This window comes from Lactobacillus sp. ESL0228 (assembly GCF_003692825.1).
In the GTDB taxonomy this organism is placed as follows: domain Bacteria; phylum Bacillota; class Bacilli; order Lactobacillales; family Lactobacillaceae; genus Lactobacillus.
In genome coordinates this window covers 429,703-453,539 of record NZ_REHJ01000008.1, presented here as the reverse complement: position 1 = coordinate 453,539, position 23,837 = coordinate 429,703, and the positions used below count along the sequence as shown (strand labels likewise).

Sequence of the window (23,837 nt, the reverse complement as noted above, 5' to 3'; positions counted from 1 at the left end):
GTAAAAAAGAATTATTCTATTAAGTAATTACAGAAAGTAAGATTAGTAGCAGAAATCATTTATGCAGAGAGACTTTTTTAGTGAGCTGAAAGAAAAGTTTGAACGGATCTGTGAATTTCACCTTACTAGTAGGATCTAATCAATTCCGGTATTCGCCGTTATCGAAAACTTAAGTGTAAGCTATTAGTGGCTTAAACTAGGGTGGTACCGCGAAGTTTCGTCCCTTTAGAGGGGGCGGAACTTTTTTGTTTGAAAGGAAAAAACAATGGATTTATTTGATAGGCTCAACAAGCTACGCGAAAGAGGCTTAGCCGAAATTGCCAAAGTTAAAAATGAACAAACGTTGAATGAAGTGCGTGTTAAACTTGTCGGTCGTAAAAGTGAATTGACCGAAATCTTACATTCGATGAAAGATGTTGATCCGGACAAGCGCCGTGATATTGGAAAACAGGTTAATAAAGTTCGTGATTTATTTAATCATAATCTAGATAATGTAAAAACAGAAATTGCAAAAGAACTTGCAGAAAAACAGCTAGAAAAAGAACGGATTGATGTTACATTGCCAGGTCGAACAACACATGTCGGTTCAAAACATCCAATCAATATTATTTTAGATGATTTAGAAAAATATTTTATTGGAATGGGTTATCAAGTTGTTCAAGGACCTGAAATCGAAACTGACCATTATTGTTTTGAAATGATGAATCTTCCCAAAGATCACCCAGCTCGTGACATGCAAGAAACTTTTTACATTGATACAGAAGACTTGTTACGATCACAAACCTCTGGCGATCAAGCACGTGTCTTAGAAACATTTGACTTTTCTAAAGGCCCTCTTAAGATGGTTGGTCCAGGTAAGGTTTATCGTCGTGATGATGATGATGCGACTCATTCTCATCAATTTATGCAAATGGAGGGTTTGGTTGTTGATAAAAACATTACCATGGGTGATCTTAAAGGGATACTTGAAATGATGACTAAACACGTTTTTGGTCAAGATCGCAAGACACGATTACGGCCAAGTTACTTTCCATTTACTGAACCATCGGTTGAAATGGATGTTTCCTGTTTTAATTGTGACGGTAAGGGCTGTGCAATTTGTAAATATACAGGATGGATTGAAGTTCTGGGTGCTGGTATGGTTCATCCAAATGTTTTAGAAAATGCGGGTATTGATTCAAAAATTTATGGTGGATTCGCTTTTGGTGTCGGACTGGATCGCTTTGCAATTTTAAAATATGGGATTGATGACATTCGTGACTTTTATACTAATGATGTTCGTTTCTTAGAACAATTCAGTAAGGAGGAAAGATAAATGCTAGTTTCGTATAAATGGCTACAAGATTTTCTTGAACTTAACAAGGATCCATATCAATTAGGTGAAAAAATCACTCGAACTGGAGTCGAAGTTGCCGATGTTAAGCATCCCAAAGAAGGACTTAAGAAGTTAGTCGTTGGGCACATTCTTGATTGTACACCGGTTGAAGGGACGCATTTAAATGTAACACATGTTGATGTGGGAGATGAAGAGCCGCATCAAATTGTCTGTGGTGCGCCTAATGTTGCAGCAGGAGAAGATGTAATTGTAGCCCTTCCTGGTGCTAGAATTGCCGACAATATTAAAATTAAGAAAGGTAAGTTGCGTGGCTATGAATCGAATGGGATGATTTGTGGATTACAGGAGATTGGCTTTGCTGATAGCGTTGTCCCTGAAAAATATGTTGACGGTATTTTTCTGTTTCCTACTGATGCTGATCTTCATCCGGGCCAAGAAGTGTTTGAGTTATTAGGTATGGATGATTATATTTTTGACTTTGATATTACTCCTAATCGCGCTGATACTTTGTCCATGGAAGGGGCCGCGTATGAAGTTGGTGCTATTATTGATGAACCCGTTAAAGTCGAAGACGTTGCCTTGAAAGCAGATGGTCCTGATTGGACTGATCAGCTTAAAGTTCAGGTCGATAGTAAATTAGCACCTAAGTTTTATCTCCGCAAAATCAAAAATGTCAAAATTGGTGATAGTCCTTTGTGGATGCAGACGCGTCTTTGGAATGCTGGAATCAGACCAATTAACAATGTTGTTGATGTTACAAATTATGTCATGCTTTTGACTGGGCAACCATTGCATACTTATGATGCAAGAGCATTTGAAAGTGGTCAGTTGGTTGTTAGAAAAGCCACTGCGGGTGAAAAACTAACTTTATTAAATGACCATGAAGTTGACCTTGATCCTAATGATATTGTAATTACAAATGGTGATCAGCCTGTAATGATGGCTGGAGTGATGGGCGGACTCAATTCAGAAATCAAAGAGGATTCTACTGATGTCATTTTGGAAGCAGCTATTTTTGACCCAACTTTAGTCAGAAAAGCTGCTTTACGTCATGCCAATCGCACAGAGGCTTCAAGTCGTTATGAAAAAGGAGTCAATTATGATGCTACAATGCGTGCTTTGAATATGGCTGCGTTATTGTTGCGTAATGATGCGGATGGAACGATTGCAGAGGGTATAATTACCGGAAGTGATAAGAAGCAAGAATCTGTCACTGTTAGAACTACTGTTTCTTATATCAATAAAGTATTGGGAACCGAAATTTCGTCATCTGAAATGCTAAACATTTTTAAGCGCTTGAATTTTAATGTTGAAGTGGCTGGTAAAGATTTAGTAGTTGATATTCCTGCGAGACGATGGGATATTTCAATTCCAGCTGATTTAGTTGAAGAAGTTGGTCGCTTATACGGATATGACAATATTAAATCTACCCAACCAGTTTTACCGGAAACCCGTGGTGGTTATTCTCAAACTGAGGATGTAATTCGGCGAATTAAGAGTGTGGTACAGGGACAGGGCTTAATTGAAGCAATTTCGTATTCTTTGACCTCAAGTGAAAAAGCTGTCACTTATACTAAAACACCACAGCCACTAGTAAAAGTTCAAATGCCTCTTAATTCTAGTCGTTCTACTTTAAGGCAAAATCTTTTAACAGGATTAATTGATGCTGCTGCTTATAATATGGCACGAAAACAAAATCAATTAACTCTCTACGAACAAGGGCGAGTTTATGATTTTGCTGGTGATACGTATAATGAACATGAACATCTTGCTGCACTTTATTCGGGTAATGTTTATTGGGACAATTGGCAACATGAAAATGAGCAGATTGACTTTTATTTTGTCAAAGGTCAATTAGCCAATTTGCTACTTGCTATTGGAATTGATTTAAATCAAGTGGAATACAAAGCTGAAACTATTTCTGGCATGCACCCGACTAGAACTGCTGGAATTTATATAAAAGGGCATTATGTCGGTTTAATTGGAATGATTAGTCATGAAATCACAAATGTTAATAAAGCGATGAATGGTAATGAGATTTATGGCTATGAACTTAATCTAGATGAAATAATACCATTAATTATTAATCCGAAAACAATTTCAAAAGCTGCTCCTAAATTCCCTGCCGTTGATCGTGATTTATCTGTTTTAATCGATCAAGAAGTGACTAATCAAGAAATTGAGGACCTTATAAGAGCTAATAGTGGCAAGTATTTAATTAAATTGCGGGTAATTGATACTTATCAAGGATCACATATTGCACAAGGCAAAAAGAGTATTGCTTATCGATTAACTTTTCTTAACAGGAAAAACACGTTAACCGATGAGGTTGTTACTAAAGCAATGACAGCTATAACTGATTGCTTACAAGATAAACTTAAGGCTGAAATACGTTAGGTGCTTGACTTTAAGCTGGAAAATAAATATTATAGACCAGTGCAAATAGAAAATTTTAACTTTAAGGAGTAGAAAATTTTATGCCTGAGAAATCATATCCAATGACTGCTGAAGGTAAAGAAAAGCTTGAAGCAGAATTAAAAAATTTGAAATTAGTAAAGCGACCAGAAGTAATCGAACGTATTAAGGTTGCTCGTTCTTATGGTGATTTATCTGAAAATTCTGAATATGACGCCGCTAAGGATGAGCAAAGTCATCTTGAAGACAGAATCAGTGTTGTTGAAGAAATGTTAAAATATGCTGATGTTGTTGAAGCGGATAAAACTGATCCCGATGAAGTAGCGGTAGGTAAGACTGTAACTTATACTGAAGTTGGTGAAGATGAACCGGAAACTTATACAATTGTCGGAAGTGATGAGTCTGATCCATTAAGTGGTAAGATTTCAAATGACTCACCAATTGCTCAAGCCATTTTAGGTAAGAAGAAGGGTGAGACGGTTACAATTTCAACACCTGGTGGTAAGTTTGATATAGTTATCAATAAAGTTGAAGAATAGCGCAGATTAGTTTGATTTGCATAACCATAAAAAGACTAGAATAGTTATCAAGACTTTTGCAAAAGGTACTGATAAAAACTAATTCTAGTCTTTTGTTTGTTATTATTTGAATTGGAATTGTTAGTTAATGGCTAGTGAAGTAGCGATAATCTTTGCTCTTATCAAAGACCACTCCGCGTGCATTTTCACCATTAGAAATAGAAAACTGAACGTCTGGATACTTAGCCCAGACCTTTTCTTCTAAGAAATTGCGCAACATCTGATTATTGGCTAAGACTGACCCAGTTAGTGCTACTTTCATTGGCTTGGGTTCTTCATAACGATCAATTCCAATTATGATATCACGCGCCAATAACTCTGCCTGCTTTTTAATAATGGAGGTGGCGTTCTTATCACCATTATCTGCAAGTTTAGCTACACTAACTGCCATCGAAGCAATCTGCGGATTGCTCATTTTATAAAACTTAGCGGTTGCATCGACTAAATTATCTACTTTGAAAAGCTGGTTGAATAATGGAATTAATTGGTTTTTCTGACGTTTATCCCAGCTAAGTAGGGCACTTTTAAAGGCTGAAATAGTAATTGCGTAACCTGATCCTTCATCACCAAGGATTGAGCCGTATCCACCAGTAGTAATAATGCTACCTTTTTGTAAGCCATTAAAAACTGAACCAGTCCCAGCAATAACTAACCCACCATCTTCTCCTTCTAAGCCATTATAGAGGGCCAAGAGTGAGTCGGTTATAGCTCTGGTAGGCAAATTGTTTGATTTAGCCGAAATTTCTCCCGCAATTTCAGAAGCATTGCCAATTACAGATAATCCGGCAATACCACATAAAATTCTTTGACAGTCACCAATAATTTGATTAATTAGTTGGTTAATTGCCGTGGTAATATTATTGATCGCGCTGTTATAATCGGTATTAACTTGACCTGGGCCGGCTTCAGATCTCGCCAATTCTTTGCCAGTTAGATCATAGGCAATTGCGGTAGTGTGAGTGCCACCGGCATCGACGCCGATTTGATACTTAAGTGTCATAATATATCTTCTTTCTTTTAAAGTTACTAATGATATTCTAAAACAAAATAAAGTTTTATAGAAGATCTTTGTAAGCGGTTTTTAAGCAGTGTTGAATTAGTAGGGATTAGGAAATTGCTTTTTGAAAAGTTGTTAAAATTTTGTCAAAAGCTAGTGAAGCAATAGAATTGCAGATTATTATTTGTTAAAATAGCACTAGTTTAGTGAGGTTTGATTTACGTGAAATTGACTAAAAAAAATCAAGGAACTAGGGATGCAGGTAAGCAATCCTCTACACCCATCAGAATGAAAATTATATTGGGGATTATTTTTGTTCTTTTTGCAACATTGATTGCCCAATTGGCATATTTACAAATTGGTTATGGTTCACGCTTTAAAGCTGAGGTTCAAAAGTCAAGTTCCGCAGTTGTTTCCAGCCAAGTTCCTAGGGGAGTCATGTATGACAACAAAGGTCGAATTTTAGTTGGCAATAGAGCCAAAAATGCTATTACTTATACTAGGAGTGCTGCAACAACACCAGATGATATTTATCGAATTTCGAATGCATTAAGTCAATACATTCGAATTAACGATGAACAGCCGACTAAGCAACAGGTGGCCGATTATTATTTGGGTAATAAAACTAATAGTGCTAAAGAAGAGTCCAAAGTACCTAAATCAATTAGAGATACCCAAGATGATAAATTAATTAATCAACGGATTAATGAGCAAGTCTTATCTGAAAAGATTAACTTAACTTCTCGTCAAAAAACGGCTGCATTAATTTATAATAAGATATCTGGTGCGTATAGTTTATCAACGATATATCTTAAAAATAATGGTTTAACTGATAAGGAAATAGCTCAAGTTGGTGAACATTTATCTGAACTTCCGGGAGTCGGTATAGGAACGGATTGGCAACGCTATTACCCGAATGGGTCATCTATTCAAAGTATTATTGGTTCCGTTTCAACTGAGAAAGCTGGGTTACCAGGAGATAATTTACAATATTATCTCACGAATGGATACTCTCGCAATGACCGGGTAGGTACCTCATATTTAGAAGAAGAATATGAGCCGCTGTTAAAGGGGAGCAAGTCAACTAGCATGGTTTCTACTAAATCTGCGGGTGATATTGAACAAACAAAGTCAATTTATGCTGGTCAAGCAGGTTCTAGTTTGATATTAACACTTGATGCCCAATATCAAAAGCAAGTACAAAAATCGTTAGAGCAAATATATTCTTCGGCACTTGCAGCCGGTGCTGCCAGATATTCTAATGGTGCTTATGCAGTTGCAATGGATCCACAGACAGGCGCATTACTAGCAGTTGCTGGTATTAGTCGTGATCCTAGCAAAAATAAGATGACCAACAATGCATTAGGTGTAATCAACCAGTCATTTGTAATGGGGTCTGCTGTAAAAGGGGCAATGGTTAGTGGTGGCTTAATTAATAAAGTGATCACGCCATACAGTAACACCTTGCCTGATACACCGGTTTATTTACCCGGAACGCCGATTAAAAAATCGGTGTATCCTGTTGGCACCTTTGGCGCATTAGACGCTGAAACGGCATTAGAAGTCTCTAGTAATATCTATATGATGCATCTAGCGATGAATTGGGTTCATGCAAAATATGTTCCGAAGGAATATATAAGTATGCCACAAACTTCGTTTGATACGCTGCGTCATAATTTCAATATGTTTGGTCTAGGTCAAAAGACAGGAGTTGATTTACCTGGTGAAATTGCCGGTATTCAAGGTCGCTCATTTAATGATCAAGGTCAAATTCTTTCAGGTTCAGTTCTTGATTTAGCATATGGTAACTATGATGCCTATACGCCAATTCAAATGGTGCAGTACGTTGCCACCATTGCTAATGGTGGATATAGGATGCAACCATATATTGTGCAATCAATTGGACGAACGGCTAACAATGGCAAACAGGTTTATATAGACTATAATAAAAAACCAAATGTACAGTTGAGAATTCCATGGACATCAGATGAACTAAATATTGTTCGCCAGGGTTTTTGGCGGGTAGTTCATGGGACTAATTCATGGGGTACTGCTCATCGACTTAAAGATGTAAAGCCTGCAATCTCTGGCAAGTCTGGGACTGCTCAAACATTCTATTATGATCCTGATCACCCAAATCAAAAGAATCCGCCAGAACTTGTTAATGCAACATTCGTTGGCTATGCACCATCAGATAATGCCAGAATTGCGACGGCTGTAATTTTCCCAGGTCTTGATCCCGAATTGGAGGGTTCGTATACTTTGCAAATGACCAAGGCAATGGTTCAAGATTACTTTAAATTACATAAAAAATAGAAATTTGTTAATAAGTCTGGTAAAATCTATAAGAAGATGATAGACTAATACAGTCAAAATAAAATAGTAGGTGGTGAAAGAAATGGCAGATAACATCATTTTGGAATGCACCGAATGTGGCGATAGAAGTTACTTATCTAAGAAAAACAAGCGTAAGCATCCGGAACGTTTAAGTTTGAAGAAGTATTGTCCAGTTGAAAGACATACTACTCTTCATCGTGAAACTAAGTAATAAACTGATATAGCAGGGCCTATGCTCCTGCTATTTTTGTATGATGGAAGAATCATGAATAAGAACGAATTACGACAAAAACAAGTAACACGACTAGATCATTTTGCAGAGACTGAAGAAAAAGCAGCAGAAGATCATGTTTTACTTCAAAAAATTATGGATTCAGAATTGTTAGCAACAAGTCAGAGTATAGGGATTACTTCTTCTTTACCTTACGAAGTCGATACGTCTCGACTAATTGCTCAGTTGTGGGATCAGGGCAAGGATGTGTATCTAGCAAAAGCAAATAATAATCCTGAGCATTCACAAGATTTTATTTCTTATACTTACATGACAAAAATAACTAAGTCCAAGTATGGTGTCGAAGAAGTATTGGATCCCAATGCTACAATTAATAATGAACTTGATTTAATCATAGTTCCTGGTTTAGCCTTTACACTTGATACGCATCAACGCTTAGGCTTTGGTGGTGGATATTATGACCGTTTTCTCGCTAAGCATCCCCAAGCTAAAACAGTTGCCTTAGTTAATTCAAAAATGATCTTTAAAACGGCAACATGGCAGATTGAGCCAACAGACATTCCGATTCAAACAATAATTACGTCGCAATCAAATTTGCAAGATTAATGAGGTTAAAATGAATCAAGTACGTACTCTTAAAAGCTGTTATATGACAGTGGCAATTTTAGTGATCCTCTTTGTAACTTTCTTAGTTGAAACTGCACTGGGTGGTTCGCAAAGCACATATGTTTTACTAAAAATGGGTGCGCTGAATAATTATGCAGCTGTGGCCGGAGCACAGTGGTGGCGGTTATTTACTGCCCAATTTTTGCATATCGGTATTATGCATTTGGTATCTAATGCGGTAATGATCTATTATTTAGGACTATATCTAGAAGAAATTATTGGTCATTGGCGGTTTTTAATTCTTTATTTGTTATCTGGAGTTGGCGGCAACTTGTTAAGTCTTGCCTTAGGTAGCGACAGATCAATTAGTGCAGGTGCTTCAACAGCATTATTTGGCTTATTTGGTGCAATGACTGCTGTTTCACTTCAAAATAGGGATAATCCTATTCTTGTTTATCTTGGTCGTCAATCATTTTGGCTTGCTTTGATTAATATTGGAATTGACTTATTTGCACCAAATATTGATATCCAAGGACATATAGGTGGGTTAATTGCTGGTTTTCTAATTGCAATTATTATTGGAAGTCGAGCAAGACACCAATATTCGTTTAAGTGGCGGGTTATTGCAGGTTGCTGTTTGGTAGTTTATGTTGTAGCAACAATCAGAATTGGTATGGTAATAAATCTATAATGAAGACTTTATACGATGTCCAACAACTATTAGAAAAATATGGTATCATGGTCCATCTTGGAAAACGCATTTGGGATATAGAATTAATGGCACTTGAGCTTGATAATATCAATCGTTCTCACTTAATTAGTAAACATGACTATTTAATTGCAAAGTTGATTTTGCGGCGAGAGCATGAATATGAAGAAAAATTAGCTAAAGATAAGCATGGTTCGTAAAACAATTTAGTAGTATATTATTTTTAGAAGTTTATTTAGAAAGAGAAAGAATTTATGTCAACTTTTTTAATTATTGTAGACACTGTCTTAGTCGTCATAATTCTTGCATTTGTTTTAGTTTGGTTGTGGAATAAAATTCAAACCAAACGTTTAGGTAATGGCGATCTGAGCAATGAAGAATTTAAACAGGGAATGCGTAAGGCCCAAATAGTTGATTTACGTGAAAAAGAGCCTTTTAAAAGAAAGCATATAGATGGTGCGCGCAATTTGCCATATACAATGATGAAATATCAGTACACTGAATTAAGAACCGATCTACCGGTTTATTTGTATTCCGATTCTTTATCAGTAACTTTGCGAGCAGCAAGATTTTTGCAAAAAAAGCACTTTTCATCAATTAAGTGGCTCAAAAGTGGTTTTGACGAGTGGGATGGTCGAACCAAGACATCTAAATATTAATCAGAAAAACATGTTTGCAGACTTTTCAAACGTGTTTTTTTCTATATAATAAAAAATAGCAAGGAAAAAAAGATGCAAAAAGTAGTAGCAGTCGTTGGTCCAACCGCAATTGGCAAAACAAGTTTAGCGATTGCGTTGGCGCAAAAATTGAATGCAGAAATCATCTCCGGAGATTCGATGCAAATTTATCGTGAAGTTGAGGTAGGAACAGCTAAGGCCACGGACAGCGAACGTCAAGTGGCAAAACATTATTTAGTAGATACACAGTCTGTATTTGCGCCATATTCAGTTGCAGACTTTGTGCGTCAAGCGAAAAATGCAGTAGAGTTAATTGCAAAAAGGGGCAAATTACCTTTACTTGTAGGTGGTACTGGCTTTTATGTTAATGCACTATTAAACCAGCTGCAATTAGGCGAACAAGATGATCAAGGGCAAGCGATAACAACTAAATGGCAGAATTTTTTTGAACAAAAAGGGCCAGAAAAACTATGGCATCAGTTGAAGCAGCAAGATCCAGTAGCTGCCAGCAAAATTCCCGTTAATAATTCGAGGCGAGTTTTGCGTGCATTGAGCGTTATTGAACGAACTGGAAAAAAATTTTCCGAGCAGCAGGAGAAAATTCCCCCTCGCTATGATTATTTAATTATTGGATTAAATGCTGAACGTGAAGAAATATATCGCCGAATTGATTTAAGAGTTGATCAAATGATGAAGCAAGGATTGTTGCAGGAAGCAAAGTTTATTTATCAGAACCGTGATCGGGAATATCAGGTTTTGCAAGCAATTGGTTATAAGGAGTTTTTCCCATATTTTGACCATAAAAAGACCTTGCAAGAGTGTGTGACAAATTTAAAAACCGCCTCGCGACATTACGCTAAACGTCAATTGACGTATTTGCGTCATCAATTACCGGTTACGTGGTTTGACCCTTTGAGTGATTCGCATTGTATAATAGAGATAGAACAGAAAGTCGAGGAATGGTTAGATGAATAATTGGTCACCAGAGTTACAAACAATTGTAGATGAAATTGATGTACAAATTGCGCCACAATTAGCGAAAATTGACAATAATATTCTTTATAATCAAAATAAAGTTTTACATGCTTTCAAAAAAAATTCTGTTGCCGAAGCTGATTTGATTGGCAGTACAGGTTATGGCTCCGATGATAGCGGCCGTGATAAGCTTGATCGAATGTATGCTGAAATTTTTCATACGGAAGATGCTTTGGTTCGATCCCAGTTTGTTTCTGGTACGCACACGTTAGCAACTGCAATGGCCGGAAATCTTCTTCCTGGAGACGAACTAATTTATTTAACAGGGATGCCATACGATACCATGCAACAAGTAATTGGTATTGCTGGTGATGGTCGTGGCAGCTTAAAATCTTATGGTATTAAATTTTCTCATGTTGATCTTAAAAATGGTGAGGTTGACTTTGACATAGCTAGAAAATTATTAACAAATCATCAACCTAAAATGGTCGTAATTCAACGTTCTCGTGGTTATGATACTCGCCAAAGTTTCACAGTTGATAAAATTAAATCGATGATCGAATTAATTCGGGAGACTAGTCCTAACAGTATTATTTTTGTTGATAATTGTTATGGTGAATTTTCTGAGAAACATGAACCAACTGAGTATGGAGCTGATATTATGGCGGGATCACTTATTAAAAATGCAGGTGGTGGCTTCGCTAAAGTTGGTGGATATGTGGTTGGAAAGCATGAGCTAATTGAAAATACTGCAGTTAGGCTAACAGCTGGAGGAATTGGCCGTGAAGAAGGTGCAAGTTTAAATAATAATCTAGATTATTTTGAAGGTTTATTCGTTGCGCCTAGTGTAACAGGAAATGCGATTAAAGGTGCAATATATTCCTCCGCGTTGTTAGAGTGGATGGGTGCAGAAGTAACACCAAAATGGAATGATGAACGGACAGATTTAATTCAAGCTGTAATTTTCCATAATCAAGAAAAAATGGTTAGGTTTGCGAAAGCTCTTCAAGCAAACTCGCCGATTAACTCTTTTGTTGATCCGGTGCCAAGTAATGATGCTGGGTATGAAGATCAAGTAATTATGGCCGATGGTTCTTTTATAGAGGGTGCAAGTATTGAATTTTCAGGTGATGGTCCAATTCGTCCACCATATGCAATTTACATGCAGGGCGGTCTTACCTATGCACACGTCAAGCTGGCGATTACCAATGCAGTAAATGATTTATATTTTTAAACAGTAAAATTAAACTTTATTAAAACTAAAGCTTTAGTAAAGTATTATAAAAACTGAATAGACCAATTGACAATTATTTAGCGATTTGCTAATCTTTATTCAGATCTAGCTGGATTACAAATGATCAGTTAGACTATACCAATAGATGGTGAAATGTATTTTTATAGGTGGAGCAGTATGACAGAAAAATTTTCAGCAGATGATATTAGAAAAAGTGTCGTTGATAACGATATACGCTTTTTACGGTTAGCTTTTACAGACATTAATGGTACACTTAAGGCAGTTGAGGTTCCAAATAGTCAACTCGAAAAGGTATTAAGTAATGATATTCGTTTCGATGGCTCTTCAATTGATGGTTTTGTTCGATTAGAAGAAAGTGATATGGTTCTTTATCCCGACTTTTCAACTTGGTCAGTTTTACCTTGGACAGATAGTCAAGGGGGGAAAATTGGTTCCTTGATTTGTTCGGTTCATATGACTGATGGGCAGGCATTCGATGGTGATCCGCGCAATAATTTGAAACGGGTTATTAAACAAATGAAAGAAATGGGATTCTCTGCCTTTGATATAGGATTTGAAGCAGAATTTCACTTACTTAAACTTGATGAAGATGGCAACTGGACAACTGAGGTTCCAGACCATGCCTCTTACTTTGATTTAACTTCAAACGATGAAAGTGCAAGTTGCCGACGGGATATTGTTGAAACACTCGAAAGTATCGGCTTTGAAGTTGAGGCTGCTCACCATGAAGTTGGTGATGGTCAGCAAGAAATTGATTTTAAGTTTGATGATGCCTTAACAACGGCTGATCGGGTGCAGATGTTTAAGATGATTGTCAGAGAAATTGCAAAGAAACATGGCTTGTATGCAACTTTCATGGCAAAGCCATTGCAGGGACAGGCTGGTAATGGAATGCATACCAATATGTCCTTATTCAGAGGTTTTAAAAATGCTTTTTATGATCAATCAAATCAATACCACTTGTCAGATACAGCGTTGTATTTCTTAAATGGTATTTTAGAGCATGCTCGAGCAATCACTGCCGTGGGTAATCCAACCGTCAATTCATACAAGCGATTAATTCCTGGCTTTGAGGCACCTGTATATATTTCATGGGCATCTAAGAACCGCTCTCCAATGGTTCGGGTGCCCTCTGCTGAAGAAGTAAACACACGTTTAGAAATGCGTTCAGCTGATCCAACTGCCAATCCATATTTATTATTAGCAGCTTGCTTAACTGCCGGTCTTGCCGGTATCAAAGAAGAAAAGATGCCAATGGATCCAATTGATTGCAACTTATTTGAAATGAGTGAAGAAGAGCGTAATAAGCTTGGAATTAAACCACTTCCTTCAACATTGCATAATGCATTGAAAGCTTTTAAGAAAGATCAGTTGATTCAGGATTCTTTAGGTGAACATTTAACTCAAAGTTTCATTAGTTCAAAGGAATTAGAATGGTCACAATATACACAGACTGTTTCCGCTTGGGAAAGAAATAGATATATGGGTTATTAAATAAAATTTAAATTGAAAAAGACTCTTTAGCAATACCTAATGATAGGTTTGATAAAGAGTCTTTTGTTATTCTTCTAACAAAAAAAGCAGGATAAACCTGCCTAGTAAGCTATTGAAATTTTTCTCCCCATTTCCAAGGATCTTCATGCCATGTCTTAAGAGCTTCATATTGCTCAGGAGTAATATAGTTTAATTCTTTTTCTTTTTGCAATAAGTTGGGGTAAGTTAACAATGGACTAAAGTCAACTTTGGCCTTAGCAAAATTCTCCTTGGTGTCTTTAAGATAATAGGTAAAGATTGATGCGACACCGACCACTTTTCCACCCTCACTTTGCGTAGCTTGAACTGCATTTAGAACAGACCCCCCAGTTGTTATTAAGTCATCAATTAAAACAATTTCATCATCTGAACTAAATAAACCTTCAATTTGTCTGCCTTTACCGTGATCTTTTGGCTTAGGCCGAACATAGATCATTGGCAATTTCAGTTTAGCTGCTACCCAAGAAGCATGAGGGATACCAGCTGTTGCAACTCCACCAATAATAGAAACGTTAGGATATTTTTCCTTAATTAAGTTGGCAAGACCATCAGCAATTGCGTCACGTAACTCTGGGTAAGACACCGTGAGACGCAAATCTGTATAAATCGGAGATAACATTCCACTAGCATAAGTATATGGCTTATTGGGTGAAATAGTAATGATTTTTTGTTCAACTAATTGAGTAATGATTTTTTCTTGATTCATTTAACTAAACTCCTTCTTAATAGTTTGATATATTTTTTTAGGATTTGCCGCTTGTGTAATTGGCCTCCCAACAACAATTGCGCTTGAACCAAACTTTAGTGCTTTTTTAGGAGTCGCAATTCGTTTTTGATCGCCAGCCTGGTTATTTGCCAAGCGGATTCCGGGAGTAACATATAAAAAGCTGTCGCCAATAACTTTCCTTAATTTTTCTACTTCCAAGGGTGAACAGATGACTCCATCGGCACCAGCATTTTTGGCAGTTTGTGCCAAACTAAGTACTTGATCAGCCATTGCCAAATTGCAATTTTGTTCATTTGCTAAAATTTCATTTGATATTGAAGTTAGTTCAGTTACTGCTAATAGCTTGGGTATTTTCAAATGCTCCGGGGTGCCAGCAATTAAGCCTTTTTTGGCAGCTGAAATCATTTCACTTCCGCCTAAAGCATGAACCGTTATGCAGAAAACACCCAGCTGTGCAAGTTGTTTGGCTGCAGCGTAGACTGTATTGGGAATGTCATGTAATTTAAGATCCAAAAAAATGTGGTAACCTTGTTTAACTAATTGTTTAACTAAGCTGTCACCTGCATGATAAAAGAGTTCCATCCCAATTTTTAAATAAGTTTCATTTGGGGCACCTAGTTGCGTCAAAATTTTAGTTAACTCATCTTCCGTATCAAAGTCTAAGGCAACAAAAACTGCTTTTTCCATTAAAACCCTCCAAAAAAAGCCTATTTGGGTACTAAGCGCATCAAAATAGACTTTTTCATTTATTTTAGTTTAGTCAATATTGAACTTGCGGTCTCACTGTACCGTTTAAAGTAATTTAATTGAGCTTACCACCTTCTTCAACAAATTACAACCAATTTTTAACCTTTTCAAAATTTAAAAAAAGTGTAGAATTGACTTCAAAATAATTGTAATGTCTGTGAGCATACATTTTGGAGGCAAAAATGACAAAAATAAGTGTTAACTTACCGGGATTAACTCTAAAAAATCCTATCATGCCAGCTAGCGGAACCTTTGGATTTGGTGATACATCAATAGCAAAAAAGTTTGACTTAAATCAACTTGGTGGCGTGGTAATCAAAACAACAACTCCGCATGCCCGAAAGGGCAACCCTCAACCACAAATTTCTGTGTTAGAGAATGGGGTTTTAAATTCGGTTGGCTTGACTAATCCTGGTGTTGACGAGGTTGTAAAAGAAAAATTACCTAACCTCAAACGACAATATCCAGATCTACCTGTAATTGCAAGCGTTGGTGGTGAGAGTGAGGAGGGTTATTTAGAAGTAGCCCAAAAATTAAGTGCTTCTGGTTTTGTTGATGCATTAGAAATCAATTTTTCTTGCCCCAATGTCAAGCATGGCGGGATGACTTTTGGAGTTAATTCAGCAGTTGTTGAAAAGATGACGCGTTCTATTAAATCAATTGTTGATATTCCAATTTATATTAAATTAACGCCGAATGTAACCAGTATTCAGGAAATCGCGTGTGCTGCGGAAAGTGGCGGAGCTGATGGTCTTACATTAATTAATACAATTATGGGAATGAGGATTGATTTGCAAACACGGCGACCAGTCTTAGGCAATAACGTGGGCGGCTATTCTGGAGCAAGTATCAAGCCAATTGCATTATACTTAGTTAATCAAGTACGTCAGGTAACTGATTTACCAATTATTGGAATTGGCGGAATTGAAACTGCTCAAGATGTTGTTGAATTTATGTTAGCAGGGGCTAATGCAGTAGAAATTGGTAGTGCACATTTTCATAATCCATTTGTGTGCCCCGAAGTGATTCAACAATTACCAACAGTGCTAACTGACTTAGGTATTACCAATATCAATGACTTAGTTGGTCAAGTTAAATTTAATTAAGTTAATAGTTGACAATTTTATTGGCAACCCCTATATTTAAAAGAGAAAATCGTCCTTAAAATTAGTCCCGTGAGGCTAACAAGGCAAGCTTATTAAGTGATAACTTTTAGAGCAAGCACCTAGTCTCCTGTAGATTTAGGTGCTTTTTCATAGATAAATAAAAAGGAGAAAAAATGGCAAAAATTATTTGGGATGCACTTATGATGAAGCGTGCTTTAACGCGACTTACTTATGAGATTATTGAACGTAACAAGGGAACCGAGAATTTGGTCTTGGTTGGAATTAAAACTAGAGGCATATATTTAGCAAAGCGAATACATGATCGGATTGAAAAGCTTGAGGGCGTTGATGTTCCTTTGGGTCAATTGGATATTACCCTTTACCGTGATGATCGTCATGATGCATCACTGAAACAGGATCCAGTAGTTAATTCCACAACCGTTGATGTGGATGTAAATGATAAAAATGTAATTTTAGTTGATGATGTTATTTTTACTGGTCGAACAATCCGGGCAGCAATGGATGCATTAATGGACTTAGGAAGGCCTAGTTCGATTGCAGTGGCTGTTTTAGTTGATAGGGGGCATCGTGAACTTCCAATTCGGGCCGATTTTGTCGGTAAGAATATTCCTACGTCGTCTCATGAGCAAGTTGCCGTTAACGTTGAAGAAATAGATCATCAAGATAGTGTCGAGTTAAAACCAATGTCATAAATAAATATTTTAATTCAGCCATTTAATTGACTTCAGAGAGGGTCAGAAGGGTTTGAGTTTTTTTGTGAGCGGCTATAACTATTTTGCCAAATAAAAAATTCCCTGATGATAAACCTGAAGCTAAAGTTGCTTTAGGTTTATTTTTTTATCAAAGAAAGAGAAATTATAATGAAACAAACAAATTTAGTCACTTTGACACATTTTGTCAATGTTGAGAGCCTTGGGATAAGTGAAGTTGAGGCATTAATTGAAAGAGCTGAATATTTTAAAAATGGTGGGGCGCAGCCTAGGCTAACTCAACCAGTTTATGTAACCAATATTTTTCTTGAAAATTCTAGTAGAACACGCACTAGTTTTGAAATGGCTGAACGAAAAATGGGTTTGACGGTAATACCGTTTGATTCAGCACATAGTTCAACTAAAAAAGGAGAAACACTTTACGACACTTCATTAACAATGGAGGCTTTAGGAATAAACCTTGAAGTTATTCGTCATCCGGAAAACGAATATTATAAAAAAATAATTCAGCTTCAAACTGACCAAAATCTTAAAATGGGAATAATTAATGGTGGGGATGGAAGTGGGCAACATCCGTCACAATGTATGCTCGATGTGATGACGATTCATGAACATTTTGGTGATTTTAAAAACTTGAAAGTAGCAATTGTGGGCGATATTACAAATTCTCGAGTTGCTAAAAGTGATATGGAACTGCTGACTCGTTTAGGTGCCAAAGTCTATTTTTCGGGGCCAAGTTATTGGTATGATCACGAATTTGATCAATATGGTGAGTATAAAGAGCTTGATCAATTAGTCGATCAAGTGGACGTAATGATGCTCTTGCGTGTACAACATGAACGTCATACTGGGGATCCAAATGAACAGACATTTAATGCCGTAAAATATCATGAACAATTTGGTATTACACAACATCGCTATAATAATCTAAAAGCAAATGCAATTATTATGCATCCTGGTCCAATTAATCGAGGTGTTGAATTAGCCAGTGAATTAGTTGAGGCTCCTAAAAGTATGTTTTACCGGCAAATGCAAAATGGTGTTTTCATGAGAATGGCGATGATTGAAGCCGTTTTACGCGGACGTAAATTGGGAGGCCTTTCATAATGGAAACAGTAATTAAAAATGGTCTTATTTATACTAACGGCAGTATAAAAAAAGGCGATTTGTTAATTGAAAAGGGAATAATTAAAGAGATAGGAAGTAACTTGGTAGCTAATAGTGAAATTGACGCTGATAATTACTTGGTTAGTCCCGGATTAGTTGATGTGCATGTTCATTATCGTGATCCTGGGCAAACAGCTAAAGAAAATGTTCGAACGGGTTCTTTAGCAGCGGCCCATGGCGGCTTTACCACTGTATGTGCAATGCCTAATGTAATGCCTGTCCCTAATACTGCTAATTTGATGGCTCGGATGATAAAAAATAATAAGCAAAATGGTCAAGTTCATATTTTACAATACGGACCAATTACGGTTAATCAAACGACTTCAGAAATTCCTGATTATGCCAATTTGAAACAAGCCGGGTGCTTTGCTTTAAGTAATGACGGACACGGCGTTCAAAATGCACAAACAATGTATATAGCGATGAAAAAAGCGCAAGAAAATAATATGATTATTGCTGAACACGCGCAAGATGATTCCTTATTTAATTGCGGGGTAATTAATCAGGGACCTAAAGTACAGGAGTTTAAAGTAAAAGCAATAAATGAATTAGCAGAAACTACGCAGATAGCTCGTGACTTATTATTAGCACAAAAAACAGGGGTACATTATCATGTTTGTCATGTATCTACTAAAACTAGCGTTGAACTTATTAGGATAGCAAAAGCACACGGAATAAATGTTACGTGTGAAGTGACACCACATCATTTGTTGCTGAACGAAAATGACATTACACAAAATGATAGTAATTTTAAAATGAATCCACCACTAAGAGCTTGCGAAGATCAACAAGCCTTAATTGAAGGATTATTGGATGGCACAATTGACTTCATTGCAACAGACCATGCACCACATACTGTTGTTGATAAAAAGGGTGGGTTTGCTCAGGCAGCTTTTGGTATCACTGGTAGTGAAACTGCATTTAGTCAGTTATACACACATTTTGTTAAAACTAAAATTTTTTCACTAGAACAATTACTTAGCTGGATGTCGACAAAGCCCGCGCAAACTTTTGGTATTAATACAGCTGGAAAAATTGCTATTGATCAACCAGCTGATTTGGCTATTTTTGACTTAAAAACCCCAACGGTTATGACTGAGCAAGATTATTTTTCTAAAGGAAAAAACACACCCTTTAGTGGTCAAAAAGTTTATGGTGAAACCAGGATAACGATGGTTGATGGCCAGATTATTTACCAAAAGAAAGGCAGATAAATGAGATATTTAATACTAGAAGACGGCAGTGTTTATAAAGGAACTGCTTTTGGCGGTCAGCAAGAGAATCAAGGTGAAGTTGTTTTTACAACAGGAATGACTGGTTATCAGGAAGCGATTACTGATCAATCATATGCCAATCAACTTTTGGTTTTTACTAACCCATTAATTGGTAATTATGGTATTACATTAGCTGATTATGAATCACTTGAACCGGGAATCAAAGGGGTAATTTGTCATCAAATTGCTCGCCGACCAGATAATTGGCGTATGCAAACCACACTTCCTGATTTTTTGTCCGACTTGAATATTCCGGGGATTGCTGGAATTGATACTCGCGAATTAGTTAAGAAATTACGCAAATATGGGACTATGCGTGGCCGAATATGTAATGGTAAACGTGATTTTATGCAAGTTATCCAGGAGTTGAAAACACTAAATCCGACTAAAAATGTAGTTAAAAAAGTATCTACATCAAAATCATTCCCAGTTCCGGGATCAAAGCGAAATATTGTAGTGCTTGATTTTGGTCTGAAGAATAGTATCTTACGTGAGCTAAGTAAGCGTGATTGCAATTGTATTGTTGTTCCCTACACAGTATCAGCAGAGAAAATTTTATCATTACATCCAGATGGGGTACTCCTATCAAATGGTCCAGGTGACCCGCAAGAAATGCTTGAGACAGTTAAAACAGTTAAAAAGCTTGAGCGTCATGTACCGTTAATGGGGATTTGTCTGGGACACCAAATTTTTGCTTTAGCAAATGGTGCTCAAACCTATAAGATGAAATTTGGCCATCGCGGCTTTAATCATGCCGTACGCGAAATTGCTACTGGGAATATCGGTTTTACTTCCCAAAATCATGGTTATGCAGTTAAAAGCGACTCAATTGATCCGCAACAATTATTAGTAACTCATCTTGAAGTTAATGATGGCACAATTGAAGGCCTGCAACATAAAAAGTATCCCGCTTTTTCGGTGCAGTTTCACCCAGATGCCACACCGGGACCACATGATGAAGACGGAATTTTTGACTACTTCATGCAGATAATTGACCAAAGAAAGGAACAAGAACGTCATGCCTAAAAGAACAGATATCAAAAAAATTATGGTAATTGGCTCAGGACCAATCATTATCGGTCAAGCTGCTGAGTTTGATTATTCAGGTACACAAGCTTGTTTGGCACTTCGTGAAGAGGGTTATCAAGTAGTATTGGTTAATTCAAATCCGGCTACTATTATGACAGATACAACAATTGCGGATAAAGTATATCTTGAACCTTTAACGCTTGACTCAGTTTCACGAATTATTCGTAAGGAGTATCCTGATGCGATTTTGCCAACACTTGGTGGTCAGGTGGGCTTGAATATGGCACTGTCCTTAGCTGAAAGTGGTATTTTAGACGAATTAAAGATCGAACTTTTAGGAACAAAACTAGACTCAATTGAACAAGCTGAAGATCGGGAGAAGTTCAAGGAACTTTGTCAAAAACTAGGTGAACCTGTACCACCATCTAAAAGTGTCAAAACAGTAACCGAAGCGCTAGCTTTTGGCAAAAAATGTGGTTATCCGATTATCGTTCGTCCAGCTTTTACAATGGGCGGCACGGGTGGCGGAATTTGCAATAATGCGACTGAATTAGCCCGGGTTGCAAAGAACGGTTTAGAATTATCACCAGTTGGTGAATGTTTGATCGAACGCTCAATAGCTGGTTATAAAGAAGTTGAGTTTGAGGTGATGCGCGATCATGATGACAATGCGATGATTGTTTGTTGTATGGAAAATTTTGATCCCGTAGGAATTCATACCGGAGATTCGATTGTTTTTTCACCATCACAAACCTTATCAGATAAGGAGTACCAATTACTTCGAGATTGTGCTTTACGGCTAATTAGAGCCTTGAAAATAGAGGGAGGTTGTAATGTTCAGCTTGCTTTGGACCCTAATAGTTTTGCATACGATGTGATTGAGGTTAACCCGCGTGTTTCGCGTTCATCGGCTTTAGCGTCTAAAGCAACGGGCTATCCAATTGCCAAAATGGCAGCTAAAATTGCTGTGGGGATGACTTTAGATGAAATCAAAAATCCAGTAACGGGAACAACTTTTGCCGAATTTGAGCCAGCACTTGATTACGTGGTTTGCAAAATTCCACGTTGGCCGTTTGATAAATTTACCAAGGCTAATCGGACTTTAGGCACCCAAATGAAGGCAACAGGCGAGGTAATGGCAATTGGTAGAACAGCAGAGGAAGCCTTTCAAAAAGCGGTCCGTTCTTTAGAAATTGATCAAAAAGATTTTTATTCTCAAGCTGCTCATCATGCAACTGATGAGGAATTAGAAAAAAAGCTGGTGAAAGCACAAGATGATCGTCTCTTTTATTTAGCTGAAGCCTTTAGACGTGGTTATTCAATAAGTGATATTCATGAATTAACTAAAATTAACTTTTATTTTCTTGATATTGTCAAGCATATTGTTGAGTTGGAACACACGATTCAAGCTCATCCCAATGACTTTGATACACTTAAAATTGCTAAAAAATATGGCTTTACTGATCAAACTATTGCTAAACTTTGGCACAAGGATGAAACTAGTATTCGTCAAATGCGCTACAATAACCATCTTATTCCTGTTTATAAAATGGTCGATACATGTGCTGCAGAATTTGCTTCGCAAACGCCATATTTTTATTCGACCTATGATTCGGAAAATGAAAGTCAAAAAGTGAATAAAAAAGCAGTTTTAGTTATCGGCTCAGGACCAATTCGTATTGGTCAAGGGATTGAATTTGATTATGCCACCGTACATTGTGTTAAAGCATTACAGAAAATGGGTTATGAAGCGATTGTTATTAATTCTAATCCTGAGACGGTATCAACCGATTTTTCAATTTCAGACAAACTTTATTTTGAGCCTTTGACCTTGGAAGATGTTTTGAATGTCTGCGACTTAGAGCAGCCTGAAGGGGTAATTATTCAGTTTGGTGGGCAGACAGCAATTAATTTAGCTGCAGGACTTGAAAAAAATGGTGTTAAGATATTGGGAACTAGCGTCGCCAATTTGAACCGTGCAGAAGACCGCGAACTATTTGATAAAGCTGTTAAAGAATTGCAGTTAAAGCAACCCCAAGGAATAACCGCAACCACTCATGAAGGTGTGATGCAAGCAGCAGAACAGTTAGGTTATCCAGTATTGGTTCGACCAAGCTATGTTTTGGGAGGAAGAGCAATGGAAATTGTTTATACTCCTAATGAATTAGAAGATTATTTGCAAAATCACGTTGATATTGCTGCTAGTCACCCAATTTTAGTTGATGACTATCTTGACGGACGTGAGTGTGATGTTGATGCAATTTGTGATGGACATCATGTGCTGATTCCGGGTATTATGGAGCATATTGAACATGCTGGTGTTCACTCAGGAGATTCGATGGCAGTTTACCCAGCCCAAACTTTTTCACCAAAAATTAAACAAAAAATTGCTCAAGTAACTAAAAAATTGGCTTTAAAACTTAATTGTCATGGAATTATGAATTTGCAACTGATTGAGCGTGATGGTGAAATTTATATTATCGAAGTTAATCCACGCGCTAGTCGAACGGTGCCATTTTTAAGTAAGGTTACTGGCATTGAAATGGCACAAGTTGCAACCCGGGTAATTATGGGGGAAAGTTTACAAGAACAGGGATATGCTGACGGCTTAGCTGCTGAACCCGAAAGGATTAGCGTCAAAGCACCGGTCTTTTCTTTTAGTAAGTTGGCAAATGTTGATAGTTATCTTGGTCCCGAAATGAAATCTACGGGAGAAGTGATGGGTAGCGATCTTAGTTTTCCCAAGGCACTTTATAAAGCATTTGCTGGTGCTAATATGCAAATTCCAGCTAGCGGGAATGTTTTATTAACGATTGAAAATCGTGACAAAGAAACGATTTTGCCAATTGCGCAAAATTTTGCAGAGATTGGTTATCGGATTTTTGCAACCAGTGGAACAGCAACTTTTTTAAGAAAACATGGTCTACATGTAACTGAGGTAAGCAAGCTTTATTCTAAACAAGAAAATAATATTTTAACAGAGTTTAGAAATGGCAAAATTGACTTGGTTATTAATACAATGGGTCATGATCTTGGTCAAAATTCTGATGGTTTTGTAATTCGGCAAGCCGCAATTAATCAGAACATTCCGTTAATTACTAGTCTTGATACAGCGCGCGCACTACTTATTGCATTAGAGAATCGTTCTTTCTTGACTGCTAGTTTAATTTAAAATAAATGCTTTAAATATTATTCCTAAGTTAAGAATTATATTTAAAGCATTTTTTAAATGAGCGCTAATTAAAATAACTTTTACATAAATGATCTGTAGCTTAGCTGTAAACCCTAAAATTAAGCCAGATTTTTAAACTTTAATTTAGGACTAGTTTGCGATACTTGATCGGAGCTAGTATTTTTTCTACTCAAAGTCAAGTATATCAAATACTTAAATAGTAATTACTAGTAA

The 23,837-nt window shown here is 36.9% G+C and carries 21 protein-coding genes and 1 other annotated feature; of the genes, 18 read left to right on the top strand and 3 right to left on the bottom strand.

Annotated features, from left to right (window positions below):
• Positions 1 to 23 precede the first annotated feature (23 nt).
• Positions 24 to 228 (top strand) — a binding site (T-box leader).
• Positions 229 to 265: 37 nt separating this feature from the next.
• The 3 genes from pheS to greA all read left to right on the top strand — a co-directional run bounded on the left by pheS (position 266) and on the right by greA (position 4,290).
• Positions 266 to 1,315 (top strand): phenylalanine--tRNA ligase subunit alpha, encoded by a 1,050-nt coding sequence (pheS, locus tag F5ESL0228_RS05685; RefSeq protein ID WP_122023139.1) that lies wholly within the window; start codon positions 266 to 268, stop codon positions 1,313 to 1,315.
• Positions 1,316 to 3,733 (top strand): phenylalanine--tRNA ligase subunit beta, encoded by a 2,418-nt coding sequence (pheT, locus tag F5ESL0228_RS05680; RefSeq protein WP_122023138.1) that lies wholly within the window; start codon positions 1,316 to 1,318, stop codon positions 3,731 to 3,733. It abuts the gene before it with no gap.
• A gap of 80 nt (positions 3,734 to 3,813) precedes the next feature.
• Positions 3,814 to 4,290: a transcription elongation factor GreA gene (greA, locus tag F5ESL0228_RS05675; RefSeq protein ID WP_122018504.1), complete on the top strand. Its 477-nt coding sequence runs from the start codon at positions 3,814 to 3,816 to the stop codon at positions 4,288 to 4,290.
• A gap of 124 nt (positions 4,291 to 4,414) precedes the next feature.
• On the opposite strand, the gene F5ESL0228_RS05670 is transcribed toward greA, so the two are convergent.
• Positions 4,415 to 5,329, bottom strand: coding sequence for an N-acetylglucosamine kinase (locus F5ESL0228_RS05670; protein WP_122023137.1), 915 nt, complete (start codon positions 5,327 to 5,329; stop codon positions 4,415 to 4,417).
• A gap of 219 nt (positions 5,330 to 5,548) precedes the next feature.
• Between F5ESL0228_RS05670 and F5ESL0228_RS05665 the strand changes: the two genes are divergently transcribed.
• From F5ESL0228_RS05665 to glnA, 9 genes are all read left to right on the top strand, one after another.
• Positions 5,549 to 7,642 (top strand): penicillin-binding protein 2, encoded by a 2,094-nt coding sequence (locus tag F5ESL0228_RS05665; RefSeq protein ID WP_122023136.1) that lies wholly within the window; start codon positions 5,549 to 5,551, stop codon positions 7,640 to 7,642.
• An 82-nt stretch (positions 7,643 to 7,724) separates the two neighbouring features.
• Positions 7,725 to 7,874, top strand: coding sequence for a 50S ribosomal protein L33 (gene rpmG, locus F5ESL0228_RS05660; RefSeq protein ID WP_081945351.1), 150 nt, complete (start codon positions 7,725 to 7,727; stop codon positions 7,872 to 7,874).
• 54 nt (positions 7,875 to 7,928) lie between these two features.
• Entirely contained in the window at positions 7,929 to 8,501 is a 573-nt protein-coding gene (locus F5ESL0228_RS05655; RefSeq protein ID WP_122023135.1) for a 5-formyltetrahydrofolate cyclo-ligase, read from the top strand.
• A gap of 10 nt (positions 8,502 to 8,511) precedes the next feature.
• On the top strand, positions 8,512 to 9,192 hold the full coding sequence (locus F5ESL0228_RS05650; protein WP_122018500.1) for a rhomboid family intramembrane serine protease: 681 nt from the start codon (positions 8,512 to 8,514) through the stop codon (positions 9,190 to 9,192).
• Positions 9,192 to 9,410 carry a YqgQ family protein gene (locus F5ESL0228_RS05645; RefSeq protein ID WP_122018499.1) on the top strand — a complete coding sequence of 73 codons (219 nt, stop codon included), beginning with the start codon at positions 9,192 to 9,194 and terminating at the stop codon, positions 9,408 to 9,410. The genes F5ESL0228_RS05650 and F5ESL0228_RS05645 overlap by 1 nt, the downstream gene beginning before the upstream one ends.
• Positions 9,411 to 9,464: 54 nt before the next feature.
• Positions 9,465 to 9,869: a rhodanese-like domain-containing protein gene (locus F5ESL0228_RS05640; protein WP_122018498.1), complete on the top strand. Its 405-nt coding sequence runs from the start codon at positions 9,465 to 9,467 to the stop codon at positions 9,867 to 9,869.
• A 72-nt stretch (positions 9,870 to 9,941) separates the two neighbouring features.
• Positions 9,942 to 10,862, top strand: a complete 921-nt coding sequence (gene miaA / locus F5ESL0228_RS05635) for a tRNA (adenosine(37)-N6)-dimethylallyltransferase MiaA (RefSeq protein ID WP_122023134.1) — start codon at positions 9,942 to 9,944, stop codon at positions 10,860 to 10,862.
• Entirely contained in the window at positions 10,855 to 12,096 is a 1,242-nt protein-coding gene (locus F5ESL0228_RS05630; protein ID WP_122023133.1) for a methionine gamma-lyase family protein, read from the top strand. Before miaA ends, F5ESL0228_RS05630 begins: the two co-directional genes overlap by 8 nt.
• Before the next feature lie 177 nt (positions 12,097 to 12,273).
• Positions 12,274 to 13,611, top strand: coding sequence for a type I glutamate--ammonia ligase (gene glnA / locus F5ESL0228_RS05625; RefSeq protein WP_122023132.1), 1,338 nt, complete (start codon positions 12,274 to 12,276; stop codon positions 13,609 to 13,611).
• A 109-nt stretch (positions 13,612 to 13,720) separates the two neighbouring features.
• On the opposite strand, the gene pyrE is transcribed toward glnA, so the two are convergent.
• Positions 13,721 to 14,356 (bottom strand): orotate phosphoribosyltransferase, encoded by a 636-nt coding sequence (pyrE, locus tag F5ESL0228_RS05620; protein WP_122023131.1) that lies wholly within the window; start codon positions 14,354 to 14,356, stop codon positions 13,721 to 13,723.
• Positions 14,357 to 15,064, bottom strand: coding sequence for an orotidine-5'-phosphate decarboxylase (gene pyrF, locus F5ESL0228_RS05615; RefSeq protein ID WP_122023130.1), 708 nt, complete (start codon positions 15,062 to 15,064; stop codon positions 14,357 to 14,359).
• 242 nt (positions 15,065 to 15,306) lie between these two features.
• Here pyrF and F5ESL0228_RS05610 point away from each other — a divergent pair, with 242 nt between their 5' ends.
• From F5ESL0228_RS05610 to carB, 6 genes are all read left to right on the top strand, one after another.
• On the top strand, positions 15,307 to 16,230 hold the full coding sequence (locus F5ESL0228_RS05610) for a dihydroorotate dehydrogenase (RefSeq protein WP_122023129.1): 924 nt from the start codon (positions 15,307 to 15,309) through the stop codon (positions 16,228 to 16,230).
• A 173-nt stretch (positions 16,231 to 16,403) separates the two neighbouring features.
• Positions 16,404 to 16,943, top strand: a complete 540-nt coding sequence (pyrR, locus tag F5ESL0228_RS05605; RefSeq protein WP_122018491.1) for a bifunctional pyr operon transcriptional regulator/uracil phosphoribosyltransferase PyrR — start codon at positions 16,404 to 16,406, stop codon at positions 16,941 to 16,943.
• A 168-nt stretch (positions 16,944 to 17,111) separates the two neighbouring features.
• On the top strand, positions 17,112 to 18,068 hold the full coding sequence (locus F5ESL0228_RS05600; protein ID WP_122023128.1) for an aspartate carbamoyltransferase catalytic subunit: 957 nt from the start codon (positions 17,112 to 17,114) through the stop codon (positions 18,066 to 18,068).
• Positions 18,068 to 19,342 (top strand): dihydroorotase, encoded by a 1,275-nt coding sequence (locus tag F5ESL0228_RS05595; RefSeq protein WP_122023127.1) that lies wholly within the window; start codon positions 18,068 to 18,070, stop codon positions 19,340 to 19,342. Before F5ESL0228_RS05600 ends, F5ESL0228_RS05595 begins: the two co-directional genes overlap by 1 nt.
• Positions 19,343 to 20,428, top strand: a complete 1,086-nt coding sequence (gene carA, locus F5ESL0228_RS05590; protein WP_122023126.1) for a glutamine-hydrolyzing carbamoyl-phosphate synthase small subunit — start codon at positions 19,343 to 19,345, stop codon at positions 20,426 to 20,428.
• Positions 20,421 to 23,603: a carbamoyl-phosphate synthase large subunit gene (gene carB / locus F5ESL0228_RS05585; protein WP_122023125.1), complete on the top strand. Its 3,183-nt coding sequence runs from the start codon at positions 20,421 to 20,423 to the stop codon at positions 23,601 to 23,603. The genes carA and carB overlap by 8 nt, the downstream gene beginning before the upstream one ends.
• Positions 23,604 to 23,837 lie beyond the last annotated feature (234 nt).

What these genes read in the sequence shown, in the direction of transcription:
- pheS (WP_122023139.1), top strand. Translation starts at nt 266, where the DNA reads ATGGATTTATTTGATAGGCTCAACAAGCTACGCGAAAGAGGCTTAGCC.
- pheT (WP_122023138.1), top strand. Translation starts at nt 1,316, where the DNA reads ATGCTAGTTTCGTATAAATGGCTACAAGATTTTCTTGAACTTAACAAG.
- greA (WP_122018504.1), top strand. Translation starts at nt 3,814, where the DNA reads ATGCCTGAGAAATCATATCCAATGACTGCTGAAGGTAAAGAAAAGCTT.
- F5ESL0228_RS05670 (WP_122023137.1), bottom strand. Translation starts at nt 5,329, where the DNA reads ATGACACTTAAGTATCAAATCGGCGTCGATGCCGGTGGCACTCACACT.
- rpmG (WP_081945351.1), top strand. Translation starts at nt 7,725, where the DNA reads ATGGCAGATAACATCATTTTGGAATGCACCGAATGTGGCGATAGAAGT.
- F5ESL0228_RS05655 (WP_122023135.1), top strand. Translation starts at nt 7,929, where the DNA reads ATGAATAAGAACGAATTACGACAAAAACAAGTAACACGACTAGATCAT.
- F5ESL0228_RS05650 (WP_122018500.1), top strand. Translation starts at nt 8,512, where the DNA reads ATGAATCAAGTACGTACTCTTAAAAGCTGTTATATGACAGTGGCAATT.
- F5ESL0228_RS05645 (WP_122018499.1), top strand. Translation starts at nt 9,192, where the DNA reads ATGAAGACTTTATACGATGTCCAACAACTATTAGAAAAATATGGTATC.
- F5ESL0228_RS05640 (WP_122018498.1), top strand. Translation starts at nt 9,465, where the DNA reads ATGTCAACTTTTTTAATTATTGTAGACACTGTCTTAGTCGTCATAATT.
- miaA (WP_122023134.1), top strand. Translation starts at nt 9,942, where the DNA reads ATGCAAAAAGTAGTAGCAGTCGTTGGTCCAACCGCAATTGGCAAAACA.
- F5ESL0228_RS05630 (WP_122023133.1), top strand. Translation starts at nt 10,855, where the DNA reads ATGAATAATTGGTCACCAGAGTTACAAACAATTGTAGATGAAATTGAT.
- glnA (WP_122023132.1), top strand. Translation starts at nt 12,274, where the DNA reads ATGACAGAAAAATTTTCAGCAGATGATATTAGAAAAAGTGTCGTTGAT.
- pyrE (WP_122023131.1), bottom strand. Translation starts at nt 14,356, where the DNA reads ATGAATCAAGAAAAAATCATTACTCAATTAGTTGAACAAAAAATCATT.
- pyrF (WP_122023130.1), bottom strand. Translation starts at nt 15,064, where the DNA reads ATGGAAAAAGCAGTTTTTGTTGCCTTAGACTTTGATACGGAAGATGAG.
- F5ESL0228_RS05610 (WP_122023129.1), top strand. Translation starts at nt 15,307, where the DNA reads ATGACAAAAATAAGTGTTAACTTACCGGGATTAACTCTAAAAAATCCT.
- pyrR (WP_122018491.1), top strand. Translation starts at nt 16,404, where the DNA reads ATGGCAAAAATTATTTGGGATGCACTTATGATGAAGCGTGCTTTAACG.
- F5ESL0228_RS05600 (WP_122023128.1), top strand. Translation starts at nt 17,112, where the DNA reads ATGAAACAAACAAATTTAGTCACTTTGACACATTTTGTCAATGTTGAG.
- F5ESL0228_RS05595 (WP_122023127.1), top strand. Translation starts at nt 18,068, where the DNA reads ATGGAAACAGTAATTAAAAATGGTCTTATTTATACTAACGGCAGTATA.
- carA (WP_122023126.1), top strand. Translation starts at nt 19,343, where the DNA reads ATGAGATATTTAATACTAGAAGACGGCAGTGTTTATAAAGGAACTGCT.
- carB (WP_122023125.1), top strand. Translation starts at nt 20,421, where the DNA reads ATGCCTAAAAGAACAGATATCAAAAAAATTATGGTAATTGGCTCAGGA.